Origin of the sequence: Pseudomonas sp. PS01301 (assembly GCF_029960215.1) — a bacterium.
In the GTDB taxonomy this organism is placed as follows: domain Bacteria; phylum Pseudomonadota; class Gammaproteobacteria; order Pseudomonadales; family Pseudomonadaceae; genus Aquipseudomonas; species Aquipseudomonas coleopterorum.
Genome location: NZ_JASCPM010000035.1, coordinates 1 through 14,036, shown reverse-complemented (window position 1 = coordinate 14,036; position 14,036 = coordinate 1). Strand labels below are relative to the sequence as shown.

Sequence of the window (14,036 nt, the reverse complement as noted above, 5' to 3'; positions counted from 1 at the left end):
CCATACCAGACGAAAGTAAACCGGGTGCGACATCCGGTCGTGCGGCACTAAACCACACAGCCCGATCGCGCAAACGGGGCTACTCTTTGACGGTATCTTGATCCATGTCAACGCCTCGTCCGGCGCGGCATGGCGGCCAAACGGCCACAATCCCTGCGTCGTGGAACCAAGCAGAACGAAGTCATCAGACCGCGCTTCCCTCGCAGGGGCCGCTGGCATGGGCCGCCCGCCCGCGCCGGTTCACCTGATAGAGGAAGCCCCATGTTCGGTTTAGAGGCAATCGATCTCGCCCGAATGCAGTTTGCGTTTACGGTCTCGTTCCACATTCTGTTTCCTGCCATTACCATCGGTCTGGCCAGCTACCTGGCCGTGCTCGAAGGCATGTGGCTGAAAACCCGTGACGACACCTACCGCGACCTGTATCACTTCTGGTCGAAGATATTCGCAGTCAACTTCGGCATGGGCGTGGTCTCCGGCCTGGTCATGGCGTACCAGTTCGGTACCAACTGGAGTCGCTTCTCCGACTTCGCCGGCGCCGTTACCGGCCCGTTGCTCACCTACGAAGTACTGACTGCGTTCTTCCTGGAAGCGGGCTTCCTGGGCGTCATGCTGTTCGGCTGGAACCGCGTGGGCCGCGGCCTGCACTTCTTCTCGACAGTGATGGTTGCGATCGGCACGTTGATCTCGACGTTCTGGATCCTGGCGTCCAACAGCTGGATGCAGACCCCTCAGGGCCACGAGATCATCGACGGTCGAGTGATTCCGGTCGACTGGTTCGCAGTGATCTTCAACCCCTCGTTCCCGTTCCGCCTGGCGCACATGTCCATCGCCGCCTTCGTTGCCACGGCGTTCTTCGTCGGCGCCTCGGCCGCCTGGCACCTGCTTCGCGGGCGCAACACACCGGCCATCCGCCGGATGTTCTCCATGGCCATGTGGATGGCGTTGATCGTCGCCCCGGTGCAGGCCTTCGTCGGCGACATGCATGGCCTGAACACCCTGGAGCACCAGCCCGCCAAGATCGCCGCGATCGAAGGCCACTGGGAAAACAAGGGTGACGAAGCCACCCCGCTGATCCTCTTCGGCTGGCCCGACATGGAAGCGGAGAAAACCCGCTTCGCGGTCGAGATTCCCTACCTGGGCAGCCTGATCCTGACCCACAGCCTGGACAAGCAGGTGCCGGCGCTCAAATCCTTTCCCAAGGAAGACCGGCCCAATTCGACCATCGTCTTCTGGTCGTTCCGGGTCATGGCCGGCCTGGGCATGCTGATGATCTTCGTCGGTCTGTGGAGCGTGTGGCTGCGCAAGAAAGACGCGCTGTTCACCTGCCGTCCATTTCTCTACCTGACCTTGTGGATGGGGCCATCGGGCCTGATCGCCCTGCTGGCGGGCTGGTTCACCACCGAGATCGGCCGTCAGCCGTGGGTGGTCTACGGCCTGATGCGCACCGCCGATGCTTCCTCAAACCACAGCGTCACGCAGATGAGCATCACCCTGGTGATGTTCGTCGTGGTGTACTTCTCGCTGTTCGGCGTGGGCCTGGGCTACATGATGCGCCTGGTGCGCAAGGGTCCGAAGGCACACGAAGAAACAATCAACACCGGCGGTCCTGGTACCCAGCGCACCCCTGCACGTCCTCTGTCCGCAGCCCATGAAGGCACGGAAGAAGGCCAAACCGACACCTTGAGCAAGGGGCACTAAGCATGGGTATCGATCTTCCATTCATCTGGGCCGTGATCATCATCTTCGGCATCATGATGTACGTGATCATGGACGGTTTCGACCTGGGCATCGGCATCCTGTTTCCCTTCATGAAGGATGAAGGCGACCGCGACGTCATGATGAACACCGTGGCACCGGTCTGGGACGGCAACGAAACCTGGCTGGTACTGGGCGGTGCGGCGCTGTTCGGCGCGTTCCCGCTGGCCTACTCGGTGGTGCTGTCGGCCCTGTACCTGCCGCTGATTCTGATGCTGATGGGTTTGATCTTCCGCGGCGTGGCGTTCGAGTTCCGCTTCAAGGCGACCGCAGCCAAGCGCCACGTGTGGGACAAGGCGTTCATCGGCGGCTCGCTGACAGCGACCTTCTTCCAGGGCGTGGCTTTGGGCGCGTACATCGACGGCATTCCCGTGGTCGGCCGCAACTACGCCGGGGGCGGCCTGGACTGGCTGACGCCGTTCAGTCTGTTCTGTGGCCTGGCGCTGATCGTGGCCTACGCCTTGCTCGGCTGCACCTGGCTGATCATGAAGACCGAAGGCAGCCTGCAGCAGGCCATGCACAAGCTGGCACCGCCACTGACCTACGGGCTGTTGATCGTCACCGGTATCGTCAGCATCTGGACGCCTCTGGCCCATGGCGACATCGCCACGCGCTGGTTCAGCACGCCGAACCTGTTCTACTTCCTGCCGGTGCCGATCCTGGTACTGGCCACAGTGGTCGGGTTGCTGCGCTCGGTGAAGCGCAACGCGCACTACACGCCGTTCCTGCTGACCCTGCTGCTGGTGTTCCTGGGTTACAGCGGGCTGGGCATCAGCCTGTGGCCGAACATCATCCCACCGTCGATCTCGATCTGGGACGCGTCGTCGCCGCCACAGAGCCAGGGCTTCATCCTGGTGGGCACGCTGTTCATCATTCCGATCATCCTGGTGTACACCTTCTGGAGCTACTACGTGTTCCGCGGCAAGGTCACCCACGAAGACGGCTACCACTAGTCCAACCGCCGCTGCCCAGGCTGCAAGGCCTGGGTCGGGCAGGAGTAGAAGCATGAGCGAGAAACCGATCGTTACGCACAGCGAAGAGAAAAAGCCCTTGTGGAAGCGCTTGGGCTGGCTGGTGGTGATCTATGCCGGCAGCGTCGTCGCGCTGGGCGTGTTTGCCATGTTGATCCGCCTGTTCATGACGGCGGCCGGGATGAAATCCCACTGAATCCCATCAGTGCTGCTCTGGCAGTGCTTTTTTTACAGCCCTCCTTGCGAGGGCTTTTTTTTGCTCTTCAAACGCACCGTTGCGCTCACTTGCGCGCGCGTAGCACCACGAACTTGGGCGTGGCAGCCACCTGTTCGACGCCGCGGAATAGCCTGGCCAGCTTGCTGTGATAACCCAGGTGGCGATTGCCGACGATGTACAGGTCGCCGCCGGTGACTAGCGCCTCGCGTGCCTGCTGGAACATGCGCCAGGCGAGGAAGTCACCCACCACTTGCTGCTGGTGGAACGGCGGATTGCACAGCACCACGTCCAGCGACTGCGGCGCCTGGCCGGCAAGGCCATCACCGGTGCGCACCTCGACCTGACGCGCGCCCAGGGCCGCCTGCCAGTTCTCCTGCGCCGATTGCACGGCCATGAACGACTCGTCTACCAGCGTGTAGTGAGCCTGCGGATTGGCCAGGGCGCTGGCGATGGCCAGTACGCCGTTGCCGCAGCCCAGGTCGGCGACCCGCGCTGCGCCGAGGTTGCGCGGCAGGTGTGGGAGGAACGCGCGGGTGCCGATGTCCAGCCCTTCGCGGCAGAACACGTTGGCGTGGTTGAGCAGCGTCAGCCTGGGGTCGTCCAGCTGATAGCAGGTCGGGTAGGGCGATGCCGGCGCGGGCTTGCCTTCGTCAGTGGCGATCAACAGCCGAGCCTTCTTGACCGCCAGTGACGGTCGCATCGTGCCGATGTATTTCTCCAGCAAGTCACCTGCGGCGTGGGGTAGGTGCTTGACCATGCCGGCAGCGACCACCTCGGCACCGGGCGCCAGGTGGCCGTGCAGGCGGATCAGCTGTTCTTCGAGCAAGGCCAGGGTCTTGGGTACACGCACCAGCACGCGGTCGAACGGACCCTGCACCGGCGCGCTCGCGGGGATGAATTCGATGCTGTCGAATGGCAGGCCATTGCGGGTCAGGTTCTTCTCCAGCCCCAATGCGCCGAGGAATGAATCGCCACTGCTGACCACCTGCACCGGGCCTTGCAGGCTGATGGCCAGCGCGCCGAAGCTGTTGTTGAGAATCAGCACGCGTGCCTGAGCGGGCAGGGGGTGCTCGGCCATGTGCGCCAGCAGGTACTCGTCTGCCGCATCGAACGCCTGCAACGGCTCGTTGGGTTGATCGGGCTGGCGGATCAGGTCGAGCTCAGCGAAGGGCGAAGTCAGTACAGGCATGGCAGAAGGCACGAAGCGGCAATAAAGGCGCGATTCTACCCGATCGCATGCAGTTCCTACAGGCGCGCCCCCCGGTGGCCACACAAACCAACGGTGTTTATCTGCAGCGGTTTGCGGGAAAATACCAGCACTTGAGCCCCGGAGCGCCCCATGACTGCCAGCGCAGAAAAATTCACCCGCCAGACCATCCTCGAGGTCCAGCCGCTGACCCCCAGCCTGTTCACCCTGCGCACCACCCGCGACGCCGGTTTCCGCTTCGTCGCCGGCCAGTTCGCCCGCCTGGGGGTGACCAAGGCCGATGGCAGCGTGGTGTGGCGCGCCTATTCGATGGCGTCCTCGCCCTTCGATGAGTTTCTCGAATTCTTCTCCATCGTCGTGCCGGGCGGCGAGTTCACCAGTGAACTGAGCCGGTTGCGCCCAGGAGACGAGCTGCTGGTGGAAAAGCTGGCAACGGGTTATCTGACCCTGGATCGCTTCGTCGACGGCCGTGACTTGTGGATGCTGGCGACCGGCACCGGCGTGGCCCCTTTCGTGTCGATCCTGCAGGACTTTCCCGTGTGGGAAAAATTCGAGCACATCAAGCTCGTATACAGCGCGCGGGAAGGTCAGGAGTTGGCGTACCGAGAGTTGATCGCTGGCCTGGAACAGCGGGACTACCTGGCCGAGTTTGCCGGCAAGCTACAGTTCATCCCGATCGTGACCCGGGAGCAGGTGCCGGGCACGTTGCACGGCCGTATCACCGATCTCATTCAGAATGGCGAGCTGGAAAAAGCTGCAGGGTTGGAACTGGTGCCGGAGCATTCACGGGTGATGATCTGCGGCAACCCCCAGATGATCGACGACACCCGCCAACTGCTCAAGGGCCGTGACATGAGCCTCAGCCTGAGCCGGCGCCCCGGCCAGGTTGCCGTCGAGAACTACTGGTAGCAGTCATCCCGTAGGAGCGGTCTATGGCCGCGAAAGCCTCACCGAGGTTTACCTGACTCACCGCATTGGCCCTTCGCGGCCACAGACCGCTCCTACAGAGCCAGTGTAGCCCTTCTGTAGGAGCAGTCATCGGCCGCGAAAGCTTGACGCGGTATCAGATCTGCGGACCAGTCGTCGGTGCAGTGGTGACCACGGTGCCCTTGCCATTCTGCTCTTTGAGCAGGTCACGGATTTCACCCAGCAGCACTTCTTCCTTGGAAGGTGCAGCAGGCGCCGCAGGTTTCTTCTCTTCCTGATGGCGCAGGCGGTTGATGGCCTTCACCCCCATGAAGATGGCAAATGCCACGATGATGAAGTCGACGACTGTCTGGATGAATTTGCCATAGGCCAATACCACCGCCGGCGCATCACCGACCGCCGCACGCAGCGTGATGGCGAGGTCGCTGAAGTCCACGCCACCAATCAGCAGCCCGAGCGGCGGCATGATCACATCGCCCACGAAGGATGAAACGATCTTGCCGAAGGCTGCACCGATGATGATACCAACGGCCATGTCGACTACATTGCCCTTGACCGCAAAGGCCTTGAATTCACTTAGCACGCTCATGAGGTTATTCCTTATTACAGATGAGGTTGGTCAACGCAGTCCAAGTCAGCGTATTGCTTCATTTTCCACGCCTGCTGCAAGGGACACAGCTGCGCCCGAGAAGTTTTGTCAAAGTACAGACTAGCCGCTTTTCCGCGCTGCAAGGGCTTGATTTACCCACTATTACAGCGCGCTCGATTATCATGAACGCACTTTTCGAACAGGAATTTTCATGGCCAAGGCTAAGCGCATGTACGGCTGCACCGAGTGCGGTGCCACGTTCCCCAAATGGGCCGGCCAATGCGGCGAATGCGGTGCCTGGAACACCCTGGTGGAGACGGTCATCGAAAGCGGCGCCGCCGCACCGCCCAGCGGCCGCACCGGCTGGGCAGGGCAGCAGGCCCAGCTCAAGACCCTGGCCGAAGTCAGCATCGAGGAGATCCCGCGCTTCTCGACCGCCTCGGCCGAACTGGACCGTGTGCTCGGCGGCGGTCTGGTCGATGGCTCGGTGGTGCTGATCGGCGGCGATCCGGGCATCGGCAAGTCGACCATCCTCCTGCAGACGCTGTGCAACATCGCCACGCGCATGCCTGCGCTGTACGTCACCGGCGAAGAGTCGCAGCAACAGGTCGCCATGCGTGCGCGGCGCCTGGGGTTGCCCCAGGACAAGCTCAAGGTGATGACCGAGACCTGCATCGAAACCATCATCGCCACCGCCAAGGTCGAACAGCCCAAGGTCATGGTGATCGACTCGATCCAGACCATCTTCACCGAAAACCTGCAGTCCGCGCCCGGCGGTGTGTCCCAGGTGCGTGAAAGCGCGGCGCTGCTGGTGCGCTACGCCAAGCAGAGCGGCACGGCCATCTTCCTGGTCGGCCACGTGACCAAGGAAGGCGCCCTGGCGGGCCCTCGCGTGCTCGAGCACATGGTCGACACCGTGCTCTACTTCGAAGGCGAATCCGATGGCCGCCTGCGCTTGCTGCGCGCCGTGAAGAACCGCTTCGGTGCGGTCAACGAACTGGGCGTGTTCGGCATGACCGACAAGGGCCTCAAGGAAGTCTCCAACCCGTCAGCGATCTTTCTGACCCGAGCCCAGGAAGAAGTCCCCGGCAGTGTGGTCATGGCTACGTGGGAAGGCACTCGGCCGATGCTGGTGGAAGTGCAGGCCCTGGTCGACGACAGCCATCTGTCCAACCCACGGCGAGTCACCCTGGGCCTGGACCAGAACCGTCTGGCCATGCTGCTGGCGGTGCTGCATCGGCACGGCGGCATTCCCACCCACGACCAGGACGTGTTCCTCAACGTGGTCGGCGGCGTGAAAGTGCTGGAAACCGCCTCCGACCTGGCGCTGCTTGCGGCGATCATGTCCAGCCTGCGCAACCGCCCGCTGCCCCACGACCTGCTGGTGTTCGGCGAGGTGGGTCTGTCCGGCGAGGTGCGTCCGGTCCCCAGTGGTCAGGAGCGGCTCAAGGAAGCGGCCAAGCACGGCTTCAAGCGCGCCATCGTGCCCAAGGCCAACGCCCCCAAGGAGGCCCCACCGGGCCTGCAGATCATCGCCGTGACCCGCCTCGAGCAGGCGCTGGATGCTTTGTTCGAGTAGCACGATCACCGCAGTAGGCTAAGGTTGTTGGGTGTCAGGACTTGCCCTATCGGCGCAGACGCTCCCGCTGTTCCATTGTGGGAGCGGGTCTCTGCCCGCGAAGAGGCCAATCCTGCCTACAAAAACCGCTCCTGCCCGAGGCTTCCGACCCATGCCTGTTCGACCCTCACGCATCACCGCAATCGCTGCAGCCTGCCTGTTCTCCCTGTCGACCCACGCCGTCGAGCTTCCCGCCGCCGACCTCTACAAACAAGCCCAGGCCGAACAACCTAGCTACCTGGAAACGGTCAAGGAGCTGGTTTCGGTCGACACCGGTACCGGCCAGGAAAAAGGCCTGGCGACGATCAGCGCACTGCTGGTCAAGCGTCTCAAGGAACTGGGCGCCACGGTCCAGACCACCCCGGCCACGCCGTCGGTAGGCGACAACATCGTCGGCACCTTCAAGGGCACCGGCAGCAAGAATTTCCTGCTCATGGTCCACTACGACACCGTGTTCGGCCCCGGCACTGCGGCCAAGCGCCCCTTTCGCACCGACCAGGAGCGGGCCTATGGCCCAGGTGTGGCCGATGCCAAGGGCGGGGTGGCGATGATCCTGCACGCGCTGAAACTGCTCAAGGCTCAGGGCTTCGACGGCTACGGCACGCTCACCGTGCTGTTCAACCCGGACGAAGAAATGGGCTCGGCCGGCTCGAAAAAAATCATCGCCGAACTGGCCGCTCAACACGACTACGTCTTTTCCTACGAACCACCGAACAAGGATGCAGTGACCACCGCCACCAACGGCATCAACGGGCTGTTCCTGGAGGTCAAGGGGCGTTCGTCCCACGCCGGCTCCGCGCCCGAAGACGGGCGCAATGCGCTCACCGAACTGGCCCACCAGCTGGTCCAGCTCAAGGACCTGGGTGATCCCGACAAGGGCACCACGGTGAACTGGACCATGGCCAAGGCGGGTGAGAAGCGCAACATCATCCCCGCCATCGCGACGGCCGAGGCCGACATGCGCTACTCGGACATCGAGGAAACCGACCGCGTGCTTGCGCAAGGCCAGCGGCTGATCCGCAAGCAACTGATCGACGACACCCAGGTCAGCCTGCGTCTGGAAAAAGGCCGGCCGCCCCTGGCCAAGAACAGCGGCTCCGAGCAGTTGGCCGGGGTCGCGCAGAAGGCCTACGCGGCGATCGACAAGTCCATCGAACCGATCGCCATGCGCTTCGGCACCGACGCCGGCTACGCCTATGTGCCAGGCAGCGACAAGCCTGCGGTACTGGAAACCATGGGCGTGGTGGGCGCGGGCTTGCACGCCGATGACGAATACATCGAGCTGAGCAGCATTGCGCCGCGGCTGTACCTGACGTTGTCGATGATTCGCACCCTGTCGGCGCCGTGAGCTACCGCAGCGCTGGGGCCTGGTGAAGGTGTCGGCGCTGCGACTTGCTCAACCCCCGACCGCACCCGTACTCTGGGGCCTTCTCAACGACCACGGAGCACGCCCTATGAACACTGCAGTAACGGGCATGGGCCCCGTCAAGGCCGTCATCTTCGATATGGATGGCCTGCTTCTGAACACCGAGGGCATCTACACCGAGGTCACGCAGATGATTGCCGAGCGGTACGGCAAGGTCTTCGACTGGAGCATCAAGCAGAACACCATTGGCCTGGGCGCCAACGACCTGTCGACCTATATCGTCGAAACCCTGGGCCTGCCCCTGACGCCCGCCGAATTCATGGAAGCGCGCGCACCGCTGATGGCTGAGCGCTTTCCCCACGCGCAGGCCATGGCCGGCGCCGAGGCACTGGTGCGGCACTTGAAGGCACACAATATTCCGATCGCTGTGGGCACCAGTTCGTCCCGTGGGCATTTCGCGATGAAAACCACGTTGCATGAAGAGTGGTTCGCGCTGTTCGACACCATCGTCACCGCCGATGACCCGGAAGTGGGCGCGGCCAAGCCGGCGCCGGATATCTTTCTGGTAGCGGCCAAGCGCCTGGGCGTGGAGCCCAAGGACTGCCTGGTGTTCGAGGACTCACCCTTCGGCGTCACCGCCGCCAAGGCCGCCGGCATGTTCGCCATCGCCGTCCCCGATGCCGCCATGGCCCCGGAGCGCTACCACCACGCCGACGATCGACTGCAAAGCCTGCTGGGCTTCGACCCCGCCCAATGGGGGCTGCCGGCTCACCTGGTGTAGCAATACTCGCCGTAGGAGCGGTCATCGGCCGCGAAGGCCTCGCCGGCGACCTCAAACCTCCAACAAAGCCCCCAGCTCGCGCTCCAGCTCCTCGGGGTCGCCCAGATTGAGTTCGATCAACCGACGCAAATGGCTGATCGAATCCAGGCCAATATGGGTGCACACGAACCCCAGCTGCCCATGGTCGTCATGGGCCAGCTTGACCTCCATCACCACATCTTCCTGTGGCCCCAGTTTCACATCCACATTGAAGGGCTTGTCGGCATCGCCCAGCCAGGGCGACGGCTTTTCGATCAACAGCCCCTTCAATGACAGGTCGAGCAGCTTCACCGGCCAGCGCTCGGTGCCTTGGCGCAGTTCGGTCTTGGCATCGAAGGCGATGCGCTTGAAGCGACGGCGTTCGGTATGGGGTTGCGTCATGATCGGGTCCTCGAGTTTTGCTGGACTATAGCGCAGTGGCTCAGAGCCAGCGGCGAACCCGTCGACAATATTGGCGATAAGCGTCGCCAAACAGCGCTTCGAGCTGGATTTCGTCGGGCCGGATCACCAGCCAGTTCATCAGATACAGCAGCACCGGCAGCAATAACCATGGCCACAGGCTGCCCATCAGCAGCGATAGCGCGACATAGGCCAGGGTATCGCCCAGGTTGATCGGGTTGCGCGACAGCGCGAACGGTCCGTCGCGCTGTAGTTCCTGAGGCGCATCGAAGTTGCTGGTCGCGGTGTGCTGACGCTTGAAACGCAGCATGGCCCAGAACGACAGACCCTGACCAAGGATGATCAAGGCCGCCGCGGTCGCTGCGGTCCAGCTGTTGACCGGCAGCGCAATGGGCAGTGCATAGCTCAGCGCCATGGCCACGGCGATGAACGCCAGATACAGCAGTGGCGGGGGCAGGGCGGCGCGTGCGGGTGGCTTGGGCATGGGGCGGACTCGCAAGGGACACCTTTAGTGCGACCGGCACGGGCGCCTGGTGTTCCGGGCCATCATCGCGTCATGCGCCGCGCCGCTCTAGACCAACGTGGGGATGGCCTTCGGACAAAAAATCGCTAGACTCGATAAGGCTGACACTCATCCACTGAGCTGGAAACAATAATATGAAAAACAATAGCAGTGCGTTCCGCCACGTTCCGTGGCTGATCGTGGCGATCATTGGTGCCTGTGCCCTGGGCGTCGTTGCGCTTCGCCGCGGTGAAGCAATCAACGCTTTATGGATCGTCGTCGCGGCCGTGGCCATCTACCTGGTCGCCTACCGCTACTACAGCCTGTTCATCGCCAACCACGTCATGCAGCTCGACCCGCGCCGCGCCACGCCCGCGGTGCTCAACAACGACGGTCTGGACTACGTACCGACCAACAAGCACATCCTCTTCGGTCACCACTTCGCCGCCATCGCCGGCGCCGGACCCTTGGTCGGCCCGGTACTCGCCGCGCAGATGGGCTATCTGCCCGGCACGCTGTGGCTGATCGCTGGCGTGGTGCTGGCCGGTGCCGTGCAGGACTTCATGGTGCTGTTCCTGTCCACCCGCCGCAACGGCCGCTCGCTGGGCGACATGGTGCGCGAGGAAATGGGCCGAATCCCCGGCACCATCGCCCTGTTCGGTTGCTTCCTGATCATGATCATCATCCTCGCCGTGCTGGCATTGATCGTGGTCAAGGCGCTCGCCGAAAGTCCGTGGGGCATCTTCACGGTCATGGCCACCATTCCCATCGCGATGTTCATGGGCGTGTACATGCGCTACATCCGCCCGGGCCGCATCGGTGAAATCTCCATCATCGGCGTGCTCCTGCTGCTGCTCTCGATCTGGCTGGGTGGTCAGGTGGCCGCCGATCCGGTCTGGGCCAAGGCCTTCACCTTCACCGGTGTGCAGATCGTCTGGATGCTGATCGGCTATGGCTTCGTTGCCGCCGTGCTGCCCGTGTGGCTGATCCTGGCTCCGCGTGATTACCTCTCCACCTTCCTCAAGATCGGCACCATCATCGCCCTGGCCATCGGCATTCTGGTGACCATGCCGGAACTGAAGATGCCCGCGCTGACCCAGTTCACCGACGGCACCGGCCCGGTATGGAAGGGCGGTCTGTTCCCGTTCCTGTTCATCACCATCGCCTGTGGCGCGGTGTCCGGCTTCCACGCGCTGATCTCCTCGGGCACCACGCCCAAGCTGCTGGACAACGAAACCAACGCCCGCTACATCGGCTACGGCGGCATGTTGATGGAGTCGTTCGTGGCGATCATGGCCATGGTCGCCGCTTCGGTGATCGAGCCAGGCGTGTACTTCGCCATGAACAGCCCGGCCGCAGTGGTCGGTACCGATGTGGTCGCAGTGGCCACGGCGGTTAGCAGCTGGGGCTTCGCCATCACGCCGGAAGCGCTGCAGGCGGTTGCCCATGACATCGGCGAAACCACCATCCTGGCGCGCGCCGGTGGTGCGCCGACGTTGGCCGTGGGTATCGCGCAGATCCTGCATTCGGTGCTGCCGGGTGAAAACACCATGGCCTTCTGGTACCACTTCGCGATCCTGTTCGAAGCGCTGTTCATCCTGACCGCCGTGGACGCGGGTACCCGTGCCGGCCGCTTCATGCTTCAGGATCTGCTCGGCTCGTTCGTCCCGGCGCTCAAGCGCACCGAGTCCTGGACCGCCAACGTCATCGCCACTGCCGGCTGCGTCGCGTTGTGGGGCTGGTTGCTGTACCAGGGCGTGATCGATCCGTTGGGCGGCATCAACACCTTGTGGCCACTGTTCGGCATCTCCAACCAGATGCTCGCCGGTATCGCCCTGATGCTCGCCACCGTCGTGCTGATCAAGATGAAGCGCCAGCGCTACATCTGGGTCACCATGCTGCCGGCCGTCTGGCTGCTGATCTGCACCACCACCGCAGGCTTCATCAAGCTGTTCGACGCCAATCCGGCGGTCGGCTTCCTGGCCCTGGCCAACAAGTACAGCGCCGCTCTGGCCCAGGGCCAAGTGCTTGCGCCGGCCAAGAGCGTGGAGCAGATGCAGCACGTGATCTTCAATGCCTACACCAACGCAACCCTGACCGTACTGTTCCTGCTGGTGGTCTTCAGCATCCTGTTCTTCGCCTTGAAGGTCGGCGTCGCCGCCTGGGGCAAGAAGGAACGTACCGACAAGGAAGCACCGTTCCAGCCGTTCCCCAATGCGTGATGACCGAGGGCTGCCGCCATGTTCAATGACCTGAGCAAGTTGGGAAAATACCTGGGCCAGGCGGCACGTCTGATGGTGGGCATGCCGGACTACGACAATTACGTCGAGCACATGCAGACCAAGCACCCGGACAAGCCGATGATGGACTACGAGGCGTTCTTCCGCGAACGCCAGGAGGCCAGATACGGTGGCAAGGGTGGGCCCAAGTGCTGTTGAGGCATGCCATCTCGTAGAGATGTGTCTTGAGTGATGGCCCTTTCGCGGCCACTGGCCGCTCCTACACGTGATCGAATATCCCTGTAGGGGCGGCCAGTGGCCGCGAAGAGGCCATTTGCATTTAAATGATTGTGGAGCCAACAACCTTGTCCGAAGCCGCCCCCCCCATTCCCGTCACCATCCTCAGCGGCTTTCTCGGCGCCGGCAAGACCACCTTGCTGCGCCACATGCTCAAGGCCGAACACGGCCTGAAGATCGCCGTGATCGAGAACGAATTCAGCGATGCCGGCATCGACACCCAGCTGTTGGGCGACGAGCCCGTGCAGACCATGACCCTGGCCAACGGCTGCGTGTGCTGCACCATTCACACCGACCTGACCAAGGCGCTGTACCTGCTGCTGGAGCGTCTGGACAGCGGCGAAATCGCCTTCGATCGGCTGGTCATCGAATGCACCGGCCTGGCCGACCCGGCGCCGGTGGCCCAGACCTTCTTCATCGATGAAGAACTGCGCGAGCGCTACATTCTGGACGGCATCCTGACGTTAGTGGATGCCGCTCACGCGGGTATCCATCTGGCTCAGACCATCGCCCAGGCACAGGTGGGTTTTGCAGACCGCCTGCTGATCAGCAAGACCGATCTGGTCGCGCCTTCGGTGTTCGACGAATTGAGCGAGCGCCTGACCCGCATCAACCGACGCGCGCCGATCCGTGTGGTCGAGCACGGTCGAATCGATCTGGCGGAGCTGCTCGATGTGCGTGGCTTCAATCTCAATGCCGGCCTGGCGCTGCGCCCGGTCAATCAGGGTCCCAGTGTGGACCGCATCGCCAGCCTGGTACTGCGCACCGACAAGCCGCTGGACATCGACCGCCTCAGTACCTTCATGAACGAACTGCTGGAAGAGCACGGCAAGCAACTGCTGCGCTACAAAGGCGTGTTGAGTATCGCGGGGGAAGATCGACGCCTGGTGTTCCAGGGCGTATTGAAGCTTTACGGCTTCGACTGGGACACCGAATGGGCCCCGGGGGAGGTACGCGAAAGCGTGATGGTCTTCATCGCCGATGATCTACCCGAAGCCAAGATCCGCGCCGGATTCGACCAGCTCTGAATCCCGCGTACCCAACACATCCCGGCAACGCCGGACGCGGCTCGCGCCGCTGCTACAAAATCACCCAACCCCGTAGCAGCGGCGCAAGCCGCGTCGGCGGTCCCCGCGAAATATCTGACAC

Annotated in this window: 14 protein-coding genes; 10 read left to right on the top strand and 4 right to left on the bottom strand. The window is 63.0% G+C overall.

Annotated features, from left to right (window positions below; all coding sequences use genetic code 11):
* Positions 1–261 precede the first annotated feature (261 nt).
* From QMX89_RS16885 to QMX89_RS16875, 3 genes are read left to right on the top strand one after another with little or no spacing between them, the layout of a single operon-like run.
* Complete coding sequence (locus QMX89_RS16885; protein ID WP_049860918.1) at positions 262–1,698, top strand: cytochrome ubiquinol oxidase subunit I; 1,437 nt, start codon at positions 262–264, stop codon at positions 1,696–1,698.
* A gap of 2 nt (positions 1,699–1,700) precedes the next feature.
* Positions 1,701–2,708 carry a cytochrome d ubiquinol oxidase subunit II gene (cydB, locus tag QMX89_RS16880; protein ID WP_056844062.1) on the top strand — a complete coding sequence of 336 codons (1,008 nt, stop codon included), beginning with the start codon at positions 1,701–1,703 and terminating at the stop codon, positions 2,706–2,708.
* Between the two features lie 52 nt (positions 2,709–2,760).
* The gene (locus QMX89_RS16875; protein WP_084139847.1) at positions 2,761–2,922 is read left to right on the top strand and encodes a DUF2474 domain-containing protein; all 162 of its coding nucleotides are present in this window, start codon (positions 2,761–2,763) and stop codon (positions 2,920–2,922) included.
* Between the two features lie 85 nt (positions 2,923–3,007).
* Here QMX89_RS16875 and QMX89_RS16870 read toward each other — a convergent pair whose 3' ends face one another.
* Positions 3,008–4,132, bottom strand: a complete 1,125-nt coding sequence (locus QMX89_RS16870; RefSeq protein WP_282349077.1) for a class I SAM-dependent methyltransferase — start codon at positions 4,130–4,132, stop codon at positions 3,008–3,010.
* A gap of 150 nt (positions 4,133–4,282) precedes the next feature.
* Between QMX89_RS16870 and QMX89_RS16865 the strand changes: the two genes are divergently transcribed.
* Positions 4,283–5,059 carry a ferredoxin--NADP reductase gene (locus QMX89_RS16865; protein ID WP_282349076.1) on the top strand — a complete coding sequence of 259 codons (777 nt, stop codon included), beginning with the start codon at positions 4,283–4,285 and terminating at the stop codon, positions 5,057–5,059.
* A 154-nt stretch (positions 5,060–5,213) separates the two neighbouring features.
* On the opposite strand, the gene mscL is transcribed toward QMX89_RS16865, so the two are convergent.
* A complete protein-coding gene (mscL, locus tag QMX89_RS16860; protein WP_282349074.1) occupies positions 5,214–5,666 on the bottom strand; it encodes a large-conductance mechanosensitive channel protein MscL in 453 nt (150 codons plus the stop codon).
* Between the two features lie 211 nt (positions 5,667–5,877).
* Between mscL and radA the strand changes: the two genes are divergently transcribed.
* From radA to QMX89_RS16845, 3 genes are all read left to right on the top strand, one after another.
* Entirely contained in the window at positions 5,878–7,245 is a 1,368-nt protein-coding gene (gene radA / locus QMX89_RS16855; RefSeq protein ID WP_049860923.1) for a DNA repair protein RadA, read from the top strand.
* A 151-nt stretch (positions 7,246–7,396) separates the two neighbouring features.
* Positions 7,397–8,632, top strand: a complete 1,236-nt coding sequence (locus tag QMX89_RS16850; protein ID WP_282349073.1) for a M20/M25/M40 family metallo-hydrolase — start codon at positions 7,397–7,399, stop codon at positions 8,630–8,632.
* A gap of 106 nt (positions 8,633–8,738) precedes the next feature.
* Positions 8,739–9,431, top strand: coding sequence for an HAD-IA family hydrolase (locus tag QMX89_RS16845; protein WP_049860925.1), 693 nt, complete (start codon positions 8,739–8,741; stop codon positions 9,429–9,431).
* A 51-nt stretch (positions 9,432–9,482) separates the two neighbouring features.
* On the opposite strand, the gene QMX89_RS16840 is transcribed toward QMX89_RS16845, so the two are convergent.
* The gene (locus tag QMX89_RS16840; protein ID WP_056844068.1) at positions 9,483–9,851 is read right to left on the bottom strand and encodes a PilZ domain-containing protein; all 369 of its coding nucleotides are present in this window, start codon (positions 9,849–9,851) and stop codon (positions 9,483–9,485) included.
* A 40-nt stretch (positions 9,852–9,891) separates the two neighbouring features.
* A complete protein-coding gene (locus QMX89_RS16835; protein ID WP_282349072.1) occupies positions 9,892–10,353 on the bottom strand; it encodes an isoprenylcysteine carboxylmethyltransferase family protein in 462 nt (153 codons plus the stop codon).
* A gap of 173 nt (positions 10,354–10,526) precedes the next feature.
* On the opposite strand from QMX89_RS16835, the gene QMX89_RS16830 reads away from it, so the two are divergent.
* The 3 genes from QMX89_RS16830 (at position 10,527) to yjiA (ending at position 13,915) form a co-directional block, all read left to right on the top strand.
* Positions 10,527–12,593 carry a carbon starvation CstA family protein gene (locus QMX89_RS16830; protein ID WP_056844070.1) on the top strand — a complete coding sequence of 689 codons (2,067 nt, stop codon included), beginning with the start codon at positions 10,527–10,529 and terminating at the stop codon, positions 12,591–12,593.
* 18 nt (positions 12,594–12,611) lie between these two features.
* A complete protein-coding gene (locus tag QMX89_RS16825; RefSeq protein WP_043192786.1) occupies positions 12,612–12,809 on the top strand; it encodes a YbdD/YjiX family protein in 198 nt (65 codons plus the stop codon).
* Positions 12,810–12,955: 146 nt separating this feature from the next.
* Positions 12,956–13,915 (top strand): GTPase, encoded by a 960-nt coding sequence (yjiA, locus tag QMX89_RS16820; RefSeq protein WP_236690514.1) that lies wholly within the window; start codon positions 12,956–12,958, stop codon positions 13,913–13,915.
* Positions 13,916–14,036 lie beyond the last annotated feature (121 nt).

Coding starts and splice junctions, on each gene's coding strand:
- QMX89_RS16885 (WP_049860918.1), top strand. CDS start 262: ATGTTCGGTTTAGAGGCAATCGATCTCGCCCGAATGCAGTTTGCGTTT.
- cydB (WP_056844062.1), top strand. CDS start 1,701: ATGGGTATCGATCTTCCATTCATCTGGGCCGTGATCATCATCTTCGGC.
- QMX89_RS16875 (WP_084139847.1), top strand. CDS start 2,761: ATGAGCGAGAAACCGATCGTTACGCACAGCGAAGAGAAAAAGCCCTTG.
- QMX89_RS16870 (WP_282349077.1), bottom strand. CDS start 4,132: ATGCCTGTACTGACTTCGCCCTTCGCTGAGCTCGACCTGATCCGCCAG.
- QMX89_RS16865 (WP_282349076.1), top strand. CDS start 4,283: ATGACTGCCAGCGCAGAAAAATTCACCCGCCAGACCATCCTCGAGGTC.
- mscL (WP_282349074.1), bottom strand. CDS start 5,666: ATGAGCGTGCTAAGTGAATTCAAGGCCTTTGCGGTCAAGGGCAATGTA.
- radA (WP_049860923.1), top strand. CDS start 5,878: ATGGCCAAGGCTAAGCGCATGTACGGCTGCACCGAGTGCGGTGCCACG.
- QMX89_RS16850 (WP_282349073.1), top strand. CDS start 7,397: ATGCCTGTTCGACCCTCACGCATCACCGCAATCGCTGCAGCCTGCCTG.
- QMX89_RS16845 (WP_049860925.1), top strand. CDS start 8,739: ATGAACACTGCAGTAACGGGCATGGGCCCCGTCAAGGCCGTCATCTTC.
- QMX89_RS16840 (WP_056844068.1), bottom strand. CDS start 9,851: ATGACGCAACCCCATACCGAACGCCGTCGCTTCAAGCGCATCGCCTTC.
- QMX89_RS16835 (WP_282349072.1), bottom strand. CDS start 10,353: ATGCCCAAGCCACCCGCACGCGCCGCCCTGCCCCCGCCACTGCTGTAT.
- QMX89_RS16830 (WP_056844070.1), top strand. CDS start 10,527: ATGAAAAACAATAGCAGTGCGTTCCGCCACGTTCCGTGGCTGATCGTG.
- QMX89_RS16825 (WP_043192786.1), top strand. CDS start 12,612: ATGTTCAATGACCTGAGCAAGTTGGGAAAATACCTGGGCCAGGCGGCA.